The 14,173-nt window shown below is 74.3% G+C and carries 13 protein-coding genes; 9 read left to right on the top strand and 4 right to left on the bottom strand.

Annotation, left to right across the window (positions count from 1 at the left end; translation table 11 throughout):
- Positions 1-82: 82 nt before the first annotated feature.
- Both IW256_RS15915 and IW256_RS15910 read right to left on the bottom strand, forming a co-directional pair.
- Positions 83-1,249 (bottom strand): acyl-CoA dehydrogenase family protein, encoded by a 1,167-nt coding sequence (locus IW256_RS15915; RefSeq protein ID WP_197011720.1) that lies wholly within the window; start codon positions 1,247-1,249, stop codon positions 83-85.
- Positions 1,246-2,499 (bottom strand): hotdog family protein, encoded by a 1,254-nt coding sequence (locus IW256_RS15910; RefSeq protein WP_197011719.1) that lies wholly within the window; start codon positions 2,497-2,499, stop codon positions 1,246-1,248. The genes IW256_RS15915 and IW256_RS15910 overlap by 4 nt, the downstream gene beginning before the upstream one ends.
- Positions 2,500-2,625: 126 nt before the next feature.
- Between IW256_RS15910 and IW256_RS15905 the strand changes: the two genes are divergently transcribed.
- On the top strand, positions 2,626-3,345 hold the full coding sequence (locus tag IW256_RS15905) for an enoyl-CoA hydratase/isomerase family protein (RefSeq protein WP_197011718.1): 720 nt from the start codon (positions 2,626-2,628) through the stop codon (positions 3,343-3,345).
- Positions 3,335-4,612: an acyl-CoA dehydrogenase family protein gene (locus tag IW256_RS15900; protein WP_197011717.1), complete on the top strand. Its 1,278-nt coding sequence runs from the start codon at positions 3,335-3,337 to the stop codon at positions 4,610-4,612. Before IW256_RS15905 ends, IW256_RS15900 begins: the two co-directional genes overlap by 11 nt.
- A 42-nt stretch (positions 4,613-4,654) precedes the next feature.
- Here IW256_RS15900 and IW256_RS15895 read toward each other — a convergent pair whose 3' ends face one another.
- A complete protein-coding gene (locus IW256_RS15895; RefSeq protein WP_197011716.1) occupies positions 4,655-5,404 on the bottom strand; it encodes an SDR family oxidoreductase in 750 nt (249 codons plus the stop codon).
- A 120-nt stretch (positions 5,405-5,524) separates the two neighbouring features.
- Here IW256_RS15895 and IW256_RS15890 point away from each other — a divergent pair, with 120 nt between their 5' ends.
- The 5 genes from IW256_RS15890 (at position 5,525) to IW256_RS15870 (ending at position 11,214) form a co-directional block, all read left to right on the top strand.
- Complete coding sequence (locus tag IW256_RS15890; RefSeq protein ID WP_197011715.1) at positions 5,525-6,991, top strand: aldehyde dehydrogenase; 1,467 nt, start codon at positions 5,525-5,527, stop codon at positions 6,989-6,991.
- A 76-nt stretch (positions 6,992-7,067) separates the two neighbouring features.
- A complete protein-coding gene (locus IW256_RS15885) occupies positions 7,068-7,910 on the top strand; it encodes an SDR family oxidoreductase (protein WP_197011714.1) in 843 nt (280 codons plus the stop codon).
- The gene (locus tag IW256_RS15880; protein ID WP_197011713.1) at positions 7,903-9,090 is read left to right on the top strand and encodes a cytochrome P450; all 1,188 of its coding nucleotides are present in this window, start codon (positions 7,903-7,905) and stop codon (positions 9,088-9,090) included. Before IW256_RS15885 ends, IW256_RS15880 begins: the two co-directional genes overlap by 8 nt.
- Before the next feature lie 78 nt (positions 9,091-9,168).
- On the top strand, positions 9,169-10,374 hold the full coding sequence (locus tag IW256_RS15875; RefSeq protein ID WP_197011712.1) for a cytochrome P450: 1,206 nt from the start codon (positions 9,169-9,171) through the stop codon (positions 10,372-10,374).
- A gap of 21 nt (positions 10,375-10,395) precedes the next feature.
- Positions 10,396-11,214 carry an enoyl-CoA hydratase/isomerase family protein gene (locus IW256_RS15870; protein ID WP_197011711.1) on the top strand — a complete coding sequence of 273 codons (819 nt, stop codon included), beginning with the start codon at positions 10,396-10,398 and terminating at the stop codon, positions 11,212-11,214.
- A 13-nt stretch (positions 11,215-11,227) separates the two neighbouring features.
- On the opposite strand, the gene IW256_RS15865 is transcribed toward IW256_RS15870, so the two are convergent.
- Positions 11,228-11,722 (bottom strand): nitroreductase family deazaflavin-dependent oxidoreductase, encoded by a 495-nt coding sequence (locus tag IW256_RS15865; RefSeq protein WP_307828908.1) that lies wholly within the window; start codon positions 11,720-11,722, stop codon positions 11,228-11,230.
- A gap of 127 nt (positions 11,723-11,849) precedes the next feature.
- Between IW256_RS15865 and IW256_RS15860 the strand changes: the two genes are divergently transcribed.
- On the top strand, positions 11,850-13,367 hold the full coding sequence (locus IW256_RS15860; protein ID WP_197011709.1) for a class I adenylate-forming enzyme family protein: 1,518 nt from the start codon (positions 11,850-11,852) through the stop codon (positions 13,365-13,367).
- Between the two features lie 45 nt (positions 13,368-13,412).
- On the top strand, positions 13,413-14,141 hold the full coding sequence (locus IW256_RS15855) for a hypothetical protein (protein ID WP_197011708.1): 729 nt from the start codon (positions 13,413-13,415) through the stop codon (positions 14,139-14,141).
- Positions 14,142-14,173: the final 32 nt, after the last annotated feature.

The following is a 14,173-nucleotide window of genomic DNA, read 5'->3' as shown; positions in this document are numbered from 1 at the left end:
CCGCCCTCCGGTCCGCTGGCGGGCGCGATGTCAGCGGCCGGGCGGCCCGCCGGGGCGACGCCCGGCCACCGGCCGCGGCCCGTCAGGCACCCTCCAGGTGCCGGGCCAGGCGTTCGATGTGCTCGTCGGGCCTGCCGAGCGTCTCGGCGCTCGTCCAGGCCCGCTTGTAGTAGAGGTGCGCGTCGTGTTCCCAGGTGAAGCCGATGCCGCCGTGCAGCTGGATGGTCTCGGCCGCCACGTGGACGTAGGCGTCCGAGCAGTACGCCTGGGCGATCCCGGCGGTCACCGCGAGCCCGGGAAGCCCGCGCAGGTCACCGGCCCCGGCCCCGTCCGGGTGGTCCTCCGCCGCGGCCTGCGCGGCGGCCATCGCGGCCGAACGGGCGGACTCGACCCGGATGAGCATCTCGGCGGCCCGCTGCTTGACGGCCTGGAAGCTTCCGATGGGACGGCCGAACTGGACGCGCGCGGTGGCGTGCTCCACGGCGGTCTCCAGGCACCGGCCGGCGCCTCCGGCCTGCTCGCCGGCGAGCATGGCGCGGCCCACGTCCAGGGCCCGGCCGAACGCCCCGGCGGCGTCGGTCCCGCCGATCCGCCGGGCGGGCGTCCCGTCGAAGGCCAGCGCCGCCTGCTTGCGCGTGAGGTCGAGCGTCACCAGCGGGGTCACCGCCAGGCCCGGGGCGCCGGCCTCCACCGCGAACACCGCCGGGCCGTCGCCGGCCAGGGCGGGCACGAGCAGCAGGTCCGCGGACGCGCCGTCGACCACGAAACCCGCGGCGCCGCGCAGCACGTGACCGCCGCCGGACGCCGCCGCCTCCACGGCCGCGCCGCCGGGCCGCAGGGGCCGCCCGTCCGGGTCCGCCGTCGCCACGGCGGCCACCAGCGTCCCGGCGCACAGGCCCGGAAGCCACGCGCGCCGCGCGTCCTCGTCGTCCAGGCCCAGCAGCAGGGGGATCGCCAGCCCGGCCGTGGACAGCAGCGGGGCGCACAGCAGGGTCCGGCCGGCCTCCTCGAAGACGACGCCCTGCTCGACGTGGGTGAAGCCGCTCCCGCCGTACTCCTCGGGCACCGCGAGGCCGGCGAGGCCGAGCTCGCCGCAGAGCCGGCGCCAGGTCCGCGGGTCCCAGCCCCGCGCGGTGTCCATCAGCCGCCTGACCTCGGCCGGCGGTGACAGGTCCAGCAGCGCCGCGCGCACCGACTCGCGCAGCAGGCCCAGTTCCTCGGCCCGGCCGGAACGGGCCGGGGCGCTCACCCGCGCTCCAGCGCGAACCGGTCGATGGTGGCGTCGAACGCCGCCTCCAGGATGGTGGCGCCGCGCGGCGGGCCGGGCGGCCGGACCGGGCCGTGCTCGCGGCTGGGCAGCAGGACCGTCGCGGTCGCCGGGGAGGTGACCTCCCCGCGCTGGTTGCGGGTGCGCAGTTCCAGATCGACGGCGGGCCGCCCGCCCTCGGCCAGGTAGCGGCGGGTCACCTCGCCCTCCACCCACTGGACGTCGCCGACGTAGTTGAAGCGGCGGAACTCGACCCGCAGCCGCCACAGCCAGGCGTCGTCGCCCATCCAGTCGGTGCAGGCGTGGATGAGCCAGGTCTCGCGCATCCGCCCGTAGTCGAACGTGGTGGGGTTGCCGGACCTGCGGGCGAAGGCCGGGTCCCAGTGCACGCGCTGCATGGCGTCCGGAACGCCCAGCTCGTCGCGGTGGTAGAAGCGCGGAACCCGCTGCCGGTTGCGGTGGGCCAGCCGGAGGGGGGCCACGTTGTACATGCCCATCCCCATGCCGACGTGCCAGCACACCATGTCGGTGACGGTGAGGGGGCCCTTCACCAGCGGGTCGACGGGGTCGCCGGCCTGGACGTCCTCCCACCAGCGGGGGTCGGCGCCGCGCGGGGCCTCGGCCGCGTACGCGGCGTCGATCGCGGCGATGCCCTCCTCGTCCCACGGCTCGATGACGACGCCGTCGTACTTCTTGCGCTCGCGGGCCTTCCGCCGCTCGGTGCGGTACATCATCCGGTACTGCGCGCCGAGCAGCGTGCCGGAGCCGGTCTGGAACGCCTGGGCGGTCCACTCCTGGACGCCGCGTCCGCCGAACTCGCTCGGCCGGTCGACGACGCCGACCAGGGCGGTGCGCCGGAGGATGTCGTGGCCGGGGGTCAGCGGAGCCCACCACTCCCGCTCGCTCGCGGCGTAGAAGGCGTGCACGCCGCGCAGCGGGTCGCCGCGCAGTTCCTCCTGGCGGGCCATCTCGGCGTCGTTCAGCGCGTCCTCGCCGATCAGGCCGTCGCCGCCGACCAGGGCGGGCGGGGCGATCGGGCCCTTCCAGCGGGTGCCCGCCGCGTACGCGGGGTCGGACCACAGCGGGTTGTCGTCGCCGTAGGACCACGCGACGTGCCGGAAGGCGTCCTCGCCCGGGCGCCGGTAGTGGGGACGCGCGGGGTACACCTGGGGGATCCCGATGCGGGCGCGCAGGCGGCCGACGCCCTCGTCAGTGATCGTGCCGGTAGCCAAGACGCTCGTCCCGTCCCGCCGGCGGGGGCGCCGGCGTCCTGTTGCCCTGCCAGACTATTTTATACAATATTATTCTCGGCCGGTTCAAGGCCGTCCGGGCGCCCCCGACGAGGCGAGGAGGAGAACGTGGGAGACACCGCCGGGGCCCCTCTCCTGGTCGAGCGGCACGGCCCGGTCGGGTGGCTGACCTTCCACCGGCCCGAGGTCGGGAACGCGATGGACGCGGCGATGATGGCGGCCCTTCCGGACGCCTGGGCGGAGCTGGACGCCGACCCGGGCGTCCGCGCGATCGTCGTGACGGGGGCGGGCCGCGCCTTCCAGACCGGCCTGGACGTGGCCCAGCTCAGCCGGTCCCCGGAGGCCCTCCGGGAGATGTCGCGCCGGACGAAACGCGGCGACCTGCGGCTGACGGGCTGGCACCTGGGCGTCGCCACGCCGGTCGTCACCGCCGTGAACGGGGTGTGCGCCGGCGGCGGCCTGCACTTCGTGGCCGATTCCGACATCGTCATCGCCTCCACCCGCGCGAGCTTCCTGGACCCCCATGTCAGCGTCGGCCAGGCGAGCGCGTTCGAGCCCATCGGCCTGGCCCGGCGCGCGTCGTTCGCCCCGGTCGCCCGGATGGCGCTGACCGGCGCGCACGAGCGGGTCACGGCGGCGGAGGCCCTCCGGCTCGGCTGGGTGAGCGAGGTGGTCGCGCCCGGCGGGCTGCGGGAGGCCGCGCAGCGGCTCGGCGAGCGCCTGGCGGAGAACGACGCCGCCGCCGTCGCCGCCACCAAACGGGCGCTGTGGCGCGCCCTGGAGACCGGGCTGACCCGAGCGCGAGAGGAGAACGCCGGTGAACGATGACCCGCCCCTGGCCGGATGCCGTACCGAGGACGAGGTGGTCCGGGCCGTCCGCAGGTGGATCTCCCGGGAGGTTCCCGGACACTGGCGGGCCGCCGCGGAACGGGGCGGGCGCGGCGCGGTGCGGTCGGTGCGCGAGCCCGGCGAGTACCGCGCCTGGTATCCCGCCTTCGCCCGCAGCGGGCTGGTCGCGCCCCAGTGGCCCGCGGACTACGGCGGGCTGGGCTGGCCGCGCGCCCTGGCCCGCGCCGCCGAACGCGAACTGGCCCCCTACCACCTGCCGCGCCTCAACCCGCTCGGCCTCAACCTCGCCGCGCCCGCCCTGTTCGAGTACGGGACGCACGAGCAGCGGCTGCGCTTCCTGCCCCGGATCGTGTCGAACGAGGAGGTGTGGTGCCAGCTGTTCAGCGAGCCCGGCGCGGGCAGCGACCTGGCCTCCCTGGCGACGCGGGCCGAACGCGACGGCCGCGGGTGGCGGATCACCGGGCAGAAGGTGTGGACGACGTGGGCGCACCTGGCCGACTTCGGCGTGCTGCTGGCCCGTACCGACCCGGACGTGCCCAAGCGCCGCGGGATCACCTACTTCCTCCTCGACATGCGCCAGCCGGGGGTCGAGGTCAGGCCGCTGCGCCACATCGGGGGCGAGGTCGACTTCAACGAGGTGTTCCTCGACGGCGCCGCCGTCCCCGACACCCAGCGCGTGGGAGAGGTGAACGACGGCTGGCGGGTGGCCCGGGCCACGCTGAGCGGCGAGCGGCAGATGGTGTCGGGCTCGGGATCGGGCGGCGTGGACCGCATCGGCGGCTCGGGCACCCGGCGGCTGGTCCGGCTGGCCCGCGAGCGGTCCGGGCGGGGCCTCCCGTACGGGTGGGACGACACCGGCACGCGGCACCGGCTCGTCCGGCTGTGGTGCGAGGAGCAGATCCGCGGCTGGACCAACGACCGGGTGCGGTCGGGCCTGAGGTCCGGCCTCCCGCCCGGCCCCGAGAGCTCCATCGGCAAGGTGCACGGGTCGGAACTCAACCAGCGCGTGCAGGAGGTGGCCGCCCGGATGCTCGGCCCGGCCGGAACGGCCTGGGAGGGCAAGCCGGGCAAGTACGCCGAGTCGATGCCGGCGGAGGTCCGCGGCATGCTGCGCAGCCGCGCCAACACCATCGAGGGCGGGACGAGCGAGGTCAACAAGAACATCCTCGCCGAACGGGTGCTGGGGCTGCCGAAGGAGCCCGACCCCTGGGAGGGGCGGCCGTGGCGCGAGGTGCCGCGCGGCTGACCGTTCCGGAGGGGCGGAGGACGGGCCCGCGCGGCCGCCCGGCTACAACCGCACGATCTGCCCGCCGTCCACGGCGACGATCTGCCCCGTCATCCAGCTCGCGTCACCCGAGAGCATGAAGAGCACGGCGCCCACGTGGTCCCCCGGCGTCCCCAGGCGTTTGATCATCAGTCCCTGCACCATCGGGTCGATGAAGTCCCCGGGCACCACCTCGCGGGTCGCCGCGGTGTCGGTCGGGCCCGGCGCGATCGCGTTCACCCGGATGTTCATCCAGGCCAGCTCCGCGGCCAGGTTGACGGTGAGGCTGTTGAGGGCCGCCTTGGCGATCGAGTAGAAGCCGCCCGCCATCCACGCGGCGGTGGAGGACTGGTTGACGATCGCGCCGCCGCCGCGCTCGCGCATCGACCGGTACACCGCGCGGGTGCAGTGCAGCGCGCCGTTGAGGTTCACCGCCATGAACCGCTGGTAGTAGTCCAGGTCGACCTTGGTCAGCGCCTCGACCCGCATGCCGCCGTAGATCGCCGCGTTGTTGACCAGGTAGTCGACGCCGCCGTACGCCTTCACCGCCGCGTCCGCCATCGCCTGGGCGCCGGCGGGGTCGGCGACGTCGGTCACGACGGCCAGCGCGGCGCCGCCCGCGGCCTCGATCTCCCGGGCGACCTTCCCGGCCCGCTCGCCGTCGAGATCGGCGACCACGACCCTGGCCCCCTCGGCCGCCAGGGCCCTGGCGTACGCCTCGCCGATGCCCTGACCGGCACCGGTGACGATGGCGACCCGTTCCTCGAAACGCATGGGCGCACCCTTCCGGCATTGGCTGCTGGGAGCCGATTGGATAATATATATCATCAAGTGTACGAAGGGGCCGAGGGTCGCCGCGGCCCGGCCCGGACACCCGACCATCCTGGAGGCCCCATGCCGGACGTCGAGCGCGAGGAGAGGATGCTGATCGGAGGCCGGCTCGTGCCCGCCTCCGGCGGCGGCGCCTTTCCCAACCTCAACCCGGCGACCGGGCGGGAGATCGGAGTCACGGCCGACGGCACCGCCGCCGACATGGACGCGGCGATCGCCGCGGCGCGCGCCGCGTTCGACGGCACCGGATGGGCGGACGACCCCGCCTTCCGCGTGCGGTGCCTGCGCCAGCTCCAGGAGGCCCTGACCGAGAACGCCGAGACGCTGCGCGCGGCGCTGGTCGCCGAAGCGGGCGCCCCGGTCGCCCTCACCCACGGAGCCCAGCTCGACATCCCCCTGGAAGGGCTCGGCTGGGTCGCCGGCCTCGCCGAGGACTACGCGTGGGTCACCGACCTGGGGATCGCCGAGCCGTACGGCATCCGTACGCACCGCTACCTGCGGCGCGAGCCCTTCGGAGTCGTCGGCGCCATCACGCCGTGGAACTTCCCCATGCAGATCAACCTCGCCAAGGTCGGCCCCGCCCTGGCCGCGGGGAACACCGTGATCCTCAAGCCCGCGCCCGACACCCCCTGGACGGCCACGCTCCTCGGCCGCCTCGCCGCCGAGAGGACCGACATCCCGCCCGGGGTGCTCAACGTGGTGACGTCCTCCCGGCACGAGGTCGGGCGGCAGCTGACCGAGGACGAGCGGGTGGACATGGTCTCCTTCACCGGCTCCACCGCGACCGGCCGCGCGGTGATGCGGGCGGGCGCGGCGAGCATCAAGAAGGTCTTCCTCGAACTGGGCGGCAAGTCGGCCCTGGTCGCGCTCGACGACGCGAACCTGAAGAAGGCCGTCGGCAACGCCGCCTTCCAGATCACCACGCACGCCGGCCAGGGCTGCGCCATCCTCACCCGGCTCGTCCTGCCCCGCTCGCGGTACGAGGAAGGGCTGGAGATGCTGGTGGAGACCCTGCGCGGCTGGCCGTACGGGGACCCCGCCGACCCGGGGAACCTGATGGGCCCGCTCATCAGCGAACGGCAGCGCGAACGCGTCCTCGGCCTCATCGCCACGGGCGCGCGGGAGGGCGCGCGCGTCGCGCTGGGCGGCGGCGTCCCCGATCACCTGCCCGGCGGCTTCTACGTGGAGCCGACCGTGCTCGCCGACGTCCATCCCGACGCCACGGTCGCCCAGGAGGAGATCTTCGGGCCGGTGCTGGCCGTCCTGGCCCACGACGGCGACGACGACGCGGTGCGGATCGCCAACAACTCCCGGTACGGCCTGTCCGGCATGGTGATCAGCGAATCCGCCGAGCGCGCCCGCGCCGTCGCCGACCGGATCCGCACCGGGACGATCTCCGTCAACGGCGGCCTGTTCTACGGCGCGGACGTGCCGTTCGGCGGGTACCGGCAGAGCGGGGTCGGCCGGGAGAGCGGCGTGGCCGGCTTCGAGGAGTACCTGGAGATCAAGAGCATCGCGGAGGCCGCGTGACCCCCGGTCCCCGCGAGGTCTGACCGCGCCCCCGGCGCTCCCCCTCCCCCGGAACACAGGAAGGCCGACGGCTCCCATGGGCAGTGCACCTCTGGCGGGAAACCGCGTCCTCATCGCGGGGGCGTCGGCGGGCATCGGGCGGGCGCTGGCCGTACGCGCGGTCAGGGACGGCGCGCGGGTGCTCATGACGGCGCGCAGGGAGGCGCTGCTCGACGAGGCGGTCGCCGAGGCGGGCGGCGGCGACCGCCGGGCCGCCGACCTGCGCCGCGAGGACGACTGCGCCCGGCTGGCCGGGGCCGCGCGGGACCTGCTCGGCGGGATCGACGTGCTGGTGTGGAGCGTGGGCGCCGCCCGGCTGCGCATGATCGAGGACACCTCCGGCGAGGACCTGCACGACCTCTTCGACGCCAACGCCGTGGCCGCGCACCGGCTGCTGCGCGCCTGCCTGCCCGCCCTGGCGCCCGGCGCCATGGTGGTGGTCCTGTCGTCGGAGACCGTCCACCAGCTCCGCACCGGCCTGGCCGGTTACGCCGCGTCCAAGAGCGCCCTGGAGAGGCTGGTGGAGGGCTGGCGCGCCGAGCGGCCCGGCCTGCGGTTCACCACCGTCAGGGTCGGCGCCACCTTCCCGACCGACTTCGGCACCGGCTTCGACCCGGGCCTGCTGACCCGCGTCCTGGAGGACTGGAGCGTACGGGGGCTGGCCCAGCGGGAGTTCATGACACCGGACGAGGTCGCCGACGTCCTGGCCGGGGTGATCGGAGCCGCCGCCGCCCACCCCGCGATCGGGCTCGACCACCTCACCGTCCGGTCGCCGTCCCCCGTGGCGGGGAGCTTCGGCAGCGCCCTCGGCGGCCCCGCCGCACGCGCCGCCGGGCCGTCCGGTCCCACCGAACCCGAGCAAGGAGCGCTCCATGGTTGAGTACAACCCGTTCTCGCAGCAGACGGTGCACAACCCGTTCCCCACCTACCGGCGGCTGCGCGACGAGGCCCCGGTCTACCACAACGAGGAACTGGGCTTCTACGCCCTGTCGCGCTACCAGGACGTCATCGACGCCCACCTGGACACCGACTCGTTCTCCAGCGCCCACGGCGTGACGATCGAAGGCGTCGACCAGGGCGCCCCCTTCCTCATCACCAAGGACCCTCCCGAGCACACCATGCACCGCAAGGTCGTCGCACGCGTCTTCACGCAGCGCCGCATCGCCCTGCTGGAGCCGTTCATCCGGCGGACCGCCGCCGGGCTGCTCGACCGCCTGCGGGACGCCGACCGCTTCGACCTCGTCCGGGACTTCTCCCTCCGGCTGCCGTTGGACGTCATCAGCGAGCTCATCGGCATCCCCGAGGAGCAGCGCGAGCCCATCCACGAGCTGAGCGACCGGATCTCCGCGCGGACCGAGGACATGGGCACGCCGCCCGACGCCTACGAGGCCGGCGCCGAGCTGTGGGCGCTGCTGGCGGACCTGGTCAGGGACCGGCGCCGCAACCCGGGCGACGACGTGATCACCCTCCTGATGAACACCGAGGTGGAGGACGGGAACGGTGGCACGCGCTCCCTGGGGGACGGCGAGCTGGCCTCGCGGTTCCTGGAGCTGGCCTTCGCCGGGCACGAGACGGTCGCCAAGCTCATCCCCAACGGGGTGATCGCGCTCGCCTGGTACCCCGGCCAGCGGCGCGAGCTGGTCGCCGACCCCTCGCTCATTCCCAACGCCGTGGAGGAGATGCTGCGCTGGGACCCGCCCTCGCACTACCAGGGCCGGTGGACGCTCCGGGACGTGGAGCTGCACGGCACCGTCATCCCCGCCGGCCGGCGCGTCATCCTCATCACCGGCTCGGCCGTCCACGACGAGCGCAAGTACCCCGACCCGGAGCTGTTCGACATCCACCGCCGGATCGACCGGCACGTCAGTTTCGGGTTCGGACGCCACCTGTGCCTGGGCGCCTCGCTCGCGCGCCTGGAGACCCGGATCGCGTTCGAGGAACTGCTCAAGCGCTTCCCCGACTTCGGGTTCGACGAGGCCGGCGTGCGGCGGCACTACTCCAGCAACATCCGCGGGCTGTCGAGCCTGCCCCTGCTCGTCGGGCGGTCCGCCCCGGTCTGAGCCTCTGCTTCGAAGTCCCGGCCCTGTGCCCGCCCCGTGTCCCCCGTGTCCGCCCCGTCCGGCAAGGAGCCACCGGCGATGCCCGACCACCCCACCAACGAGGCCATCAACCTGATCAGCGGCGAGTTCTGGGGCCGCGACCCCCACGAGGAGCTGCGCTGGATGCGGGAGAACGCGCCCGTGTACCGCGACGAGAACGGCGGCGTATGGGGGATCTCCAAGCACGCCGACGTCAAGCTGGTCTCCCGGATGCCCGGGGTGTTCTCCAGCGCGCACGGGATCCGGGCCGACACCGACCCCATGCCCATGATGATCGACATGGACGACCCGGAGCACAAGCTGCGCCGCAAGCTGGTCAGCGCCGGCTTCACCCCGCGCCGGGTGGCCGCGCAGGAGGACTACCTGCGCCGGGTCTGCGACGAGATCATCGACGGGATCTGCGAGCGCGGCGAGTGCGACTTCGTCGCCGACGTCGCCGCGCCCCTGCCGCTGATCGTGATCGGCGACGCCCTCGGTGTGGCGCCCGAGGACCGCTCGATGCTGCTGGCCTGGTCCGACGACATGCTGCGCGCGCTGACCGGGGGCGACGACCCGGACCTGCTCGTCAAGGCGGGCGAGGCGTTCGGCGGCTTCACCGAGTACGCCACCCGGGCGGCCCGGGAACGGCTCGACGACCCGCGCGACGACCTGATGAGCGTCCTGGTCCACGCCGAGATCGACGGTGACCGGCTGGACCTGGACTCGCTCGTCCAGGAGTCCCTGCTGATCCTGATCGGGGGCGACGAGACCACCCGGCACGTGATCTCCGGCGGGATGTACCAGCTGTGCGCCCATCCCGGCCAGCGGCGGAGGCTGATCGAGGACCCGGGCGGGATCCCCGCCGCGGTGGAGGAGATGCTGCGCTGGGTCTCCCCCATCAAGAACATGAACCGCACCGCCACGCGCGACTTCGAGCTGCGCGGGCAGCGGATCCGCGCCGGTGACGACGTGCTGCTGCTCTACCCCTCGGCCAACCGGGACGCGGACGTCTTCGACGACCCGTTCAGGTTCGACACCGCGCGCACCCCCAACGACCACATCGCCTTCGGCAACGGGCCGCACTTCTGCCTCGGCAACAGCCTGGCCCGGCTGGAGCTGAAGGTGATGTTCGAGCGGCTGCTGGCCCGGCTGCCCGACATCGAGCCGGTGGACGGCGGCGAGCCCGCCTGCCGGCCCGCCAACTTCGTCTCCGGGTACGAGACGTTCAAGGTCCGCTTCACCCCGTCCGCGCCGCAGTCCGGCTGACCGACCCGGAGGACGCACCGCATGCCGCCCCGCAAGACGATCGACTGCACGACCGAGAACGGCGTCGCCTGGGTGACCCTGAACCGCCCGGACGTCCTCAACGCCTTCGACCTGGACATGCTCCGGGAACTACACGCCTGCTGGCGGGCGCTCCGCGACGACGACGAGGTCCGGGTCGTCGTGCTCACCGGCGCCGGGGACGAGGCGTTCTGCACCGGGCTGGACCGCGCCGCGGTGGCCGACCCCGAGGCGCGGAAGGAGTTCGGCGAGCGGCGCGGCGCCACCCCCCTGCACGCCAACGACCCGGTCGACCTGCTGCCGCCCAAGAGCGGCGCCCAGCTGTGGAAGCCGGTGATCGCCGCGGTGAACGGGATGGCCTGCGGCGGCGCGTTCTACCTGCTCGGCGAGGTGGAGTTCATCATCGCCGCCGAGCACGCGACCTTCTTCGACCCGCACACCACCTACGGGATGGCCGCGGTGTTCGAGCCCATGCTGATGCTGCAGCGCATGCCCCTCGGCGAGGTCATGCGGATGTCGCTCATGGGCGCGCACGAGCGGCTGAGCGCGCGCCGCGCCCACGAGATCGGCCTCGTCCAGGAGGTGGTCCCGGCCGGGGAGCTGCGGGAGGCGGCGCTGCGGGCGGCCACCGTCATCGCGAGCCAGCCACCGCTGGCCGTCCAGGCCACCGTCCGGGCGATCTGGTACGCGCAGGAGCTCGGCCACCGGCAGGCGCTCGACGTGGGCAGGACGCTCGTCCAGCTGGGCACCGACCAGGAGTCGCTGGCCGAGGGCCAGCGGGCCTTCGCCTCCGGCCGGCGGGCGCGGTGGCGGCTGCGGTGAGGCCCGCCCGTCCTCAGCCCGCGGGCTCGCAGACGACCACGGGGATCTCCCGGTCCGTCCACGACTGGTAGCGGTCGAAGTCGGCGTACATCGCCACCAGGCGCGGCCACAGCTCCGCCCGCTCGGCCGCGTCCGCCGTGCGGGCGCGCATCACGCGCGTCTCGCGGCGGATCTGCACGGCCACCCGGGGATCGGCGCGGAGGTTGAGGTACCACAGGGGGTGCCTGGGCAGGCCGCCCTGGGAGGCGACGAGGATCACCCGGTCCCCGTCCGCCAGGTACAGCAGCGGGAGCGTGCGCGGCAGGCCGGTCCTGCGGCCGCGCGTGGTGAGGAGGCAGACCGGAACGCCCCTGGGGAACGCGCTCCCGACGCGCCACCTGCCGCCGATCCGGCCGCCGGTCGCCCGGTAGACCGCCACGTTCAGCCGTGACGCGACCTTGAGGACCCTGGGCACCAGCGGCGAGTCGAGCCCCTTGGGGCGGGCGGTGGCGGGCTGCGATCGCGTCATGGTCATCCGTTCCGTTCGGCGCCGGGCGCGCTGGTCTCACGCCCGTCGAAAGTATCAAATATCAGCAACCGCCGCCCTTCCCGGCGGCCACGGAGATGAGGCGAGTCATGAACGACAAGGAACCGACGTGACCCCCGACCCGGACGGCCTGCACGCGTGCTTCGAGGCCGTCCTCCGGGAGGCGCCCGACGCCGAGGCCGTCATCGACGGCGACCTGCGGCTCACCTTCGGCGAGTGGTGGAGGCGGTCCGGACTCGCCGCCGCCGCGCTGGACGCGCTCGGCGTGCGGGCCGGGGACGTCGTCTGCCTCGTCCTGCCGTCCTCCGCCGACTTCGCCGTCTGCCACCTGGCGGCGATGCGGCTGAACGCGATCGTCACCGCCGCCAACCCCCGGCTCGGCCGCACGGAGATCGCCCACATCATCGGCAGGACCGCGCCGGCCGTGATCGTCACCACCGACCCGGCCGCGCTCCCCGATCCGGCCGCCGGACCGCCCGCCGTCCGCCCCGGCGACCTCATGGCGGCGGACCTGCCGATGACCGGCGCCGTCCCGGCGGCGCCCGGCGACCCGGCCGTGATCGTCTGGACCACCGGCACCACCGGGACCCCCAAGGGCGCCTGGTTCGACCACCGGTCCCTTCAGATCATCGCCCGCGGCATGGGACCGCTCAGCGCCCCCGGGGACCGCAAGATGATGCCGGTCCCGTTCGCCCACGCGGCGTTCATGACCCGCGTCTACGACCAGCTGGTCCACCGCTCGGCGCTGATCCTCACGCCCCCCGTGTGGACGGCGCGGAGCATGCTGGACCTGCTCGTACGGGAACGGGTGACGGTGGGGCAGGGCGTGCCCACCCAGTGGGAGAAGCTGGTCGCGCTCGACGGGCTGGCCGCGGCCGACCTGTCGCACCTGCGCCTGGCGTCCACCGGGGCGGGACGGGTCCCGCCGCCGCTGGTGCACGCGATGCGCGAGCGGCTCGGCTGCCCCGTGGTGGTGCGGTACGCCTCCACCGAGGTGCCGCTGTGCTTCGGTACCGCCCTGGACGATCCCGTGGAGCTGGTGTCCTCGACCGTCGGCCGCGCCCTGGGGGACGTCGAGGCGCGGATCGTCGGCGACGGCGGGCGGCCGCTCGGCCCCGGCGCGCCCGGCCGGGTCCATCTCCGCTCCCGCGGGTCGATGCGCGGGTACTGGCGGGAGCCCGGCCTGACGGCCGCGACCATATCCGCCGACGGGTGGATCGCCACCGGCGACATCGGGAGCCTGGACGCGGCCGGCAACCTGACGCTCGTCGGGCGCGCCGACGACGCCTACATCCGCGGCGGCTACAACGTCCATCCGTCGGAGGTCGAGCCCGTCCTGCTGGCGCATCCGCGGATCCTGCGGGCCGCGGTCGTCGGCGCGCCGGCCCCGGTGATCGGGGAGATCGGCGTGGCGTTCGCGGTGCCCGCCGGAACCGGTCCGCTCCCGTCGGCCGAGGAGGTCCGGGCCTGGTGCCGCGGGCGGATCGCCGGCTACAAGGCGCCCGACCTGGTCGTCTGGGTGGACGACCTGCCGGTCAACGCCACGTACAAGATCGACCGTGCGGAGCTGCTGCGGCGGGCCGCCCGGGAGGCCGCTCGGGCCGCCTCCCACCGCCCCGTCACCTAATATTATAGTTTATATAAGATTTACCCCGGCTCCGAGGGTGGCGCTGTGAACGGCAAGGTCTACATCCACGAGTTCATCGACATCACCAAGCAGAACCGGGCGCGGTACATGCACCACATGACCGCCAACTGGAGCCCCATCGGGCGAGAACAGCGGAACCAGCTCTGTTACGGGGTCTGGGGCGTGGTCGGGTCCACCGGCCGCTGGCCCCAGGTGGTGAACATCTGGGAGGAGGACGGCTTCGCGGGGCTGGCGGCCTCCTTCCGCCACGAGTTCGCCGGCACCACGCTGCAGGACCCGGCGCTGGAGAAGTGGTGGGCCGCGGCGGCCGACCTGCGCTCCGGCGGCGTCGACCGGCTCATCGTCCCGCACCCGGACATGCCCACCATCGAGGAGATCTGCCACCGGGGCCTGCGCGGCGAGGTGTACGCGCACGAGCTGGTCGAGGTGGAGGCGGGCACGGCGCGCGACGCCCTGGCGGCGATGGTGGAGGACGCCGCGTCCGGCCGGGACGGCCACGGGTGGCGGCTGGCCGGGGCGTGGGCCACGGCGATGCGCAACGACGACGAGTGCGTCCTGCTCTGGGCGATCCCCGACTGGGAGACGTGGGCCGAGGTGGAGCGGGACGAGGCCGCGGGCCGCCCCCGCCTCCTGCGCCGGGCGGCCCCGCTCGTGCGGGGGCGGGAGCGGATCCTTCTGGCCGACTCCGCCCTCTGCCCGTTCCGGACCGGCCGCCAGCCGAACCGGGACGACCGCGTCGACTGGGTGGACTGACCGGGGGAACTGGAGTGGAGCGCCCCCGGGGG

This window comes from Actinomadura viridis (genome assembly GCF_015751755.1).
Taxonomy (GTDB): Bacteria; Actinomycetota; Actinomycetes; order Streptosporangiales; family Streptosporangiaceae; genus Spirillospora; species Spirillospora viridis.
The sequence above is the reverse complement of the archived record's forward strand: the minus strand, read 5'-3'. Positions and strand labels throughout refer to the sequence as shown.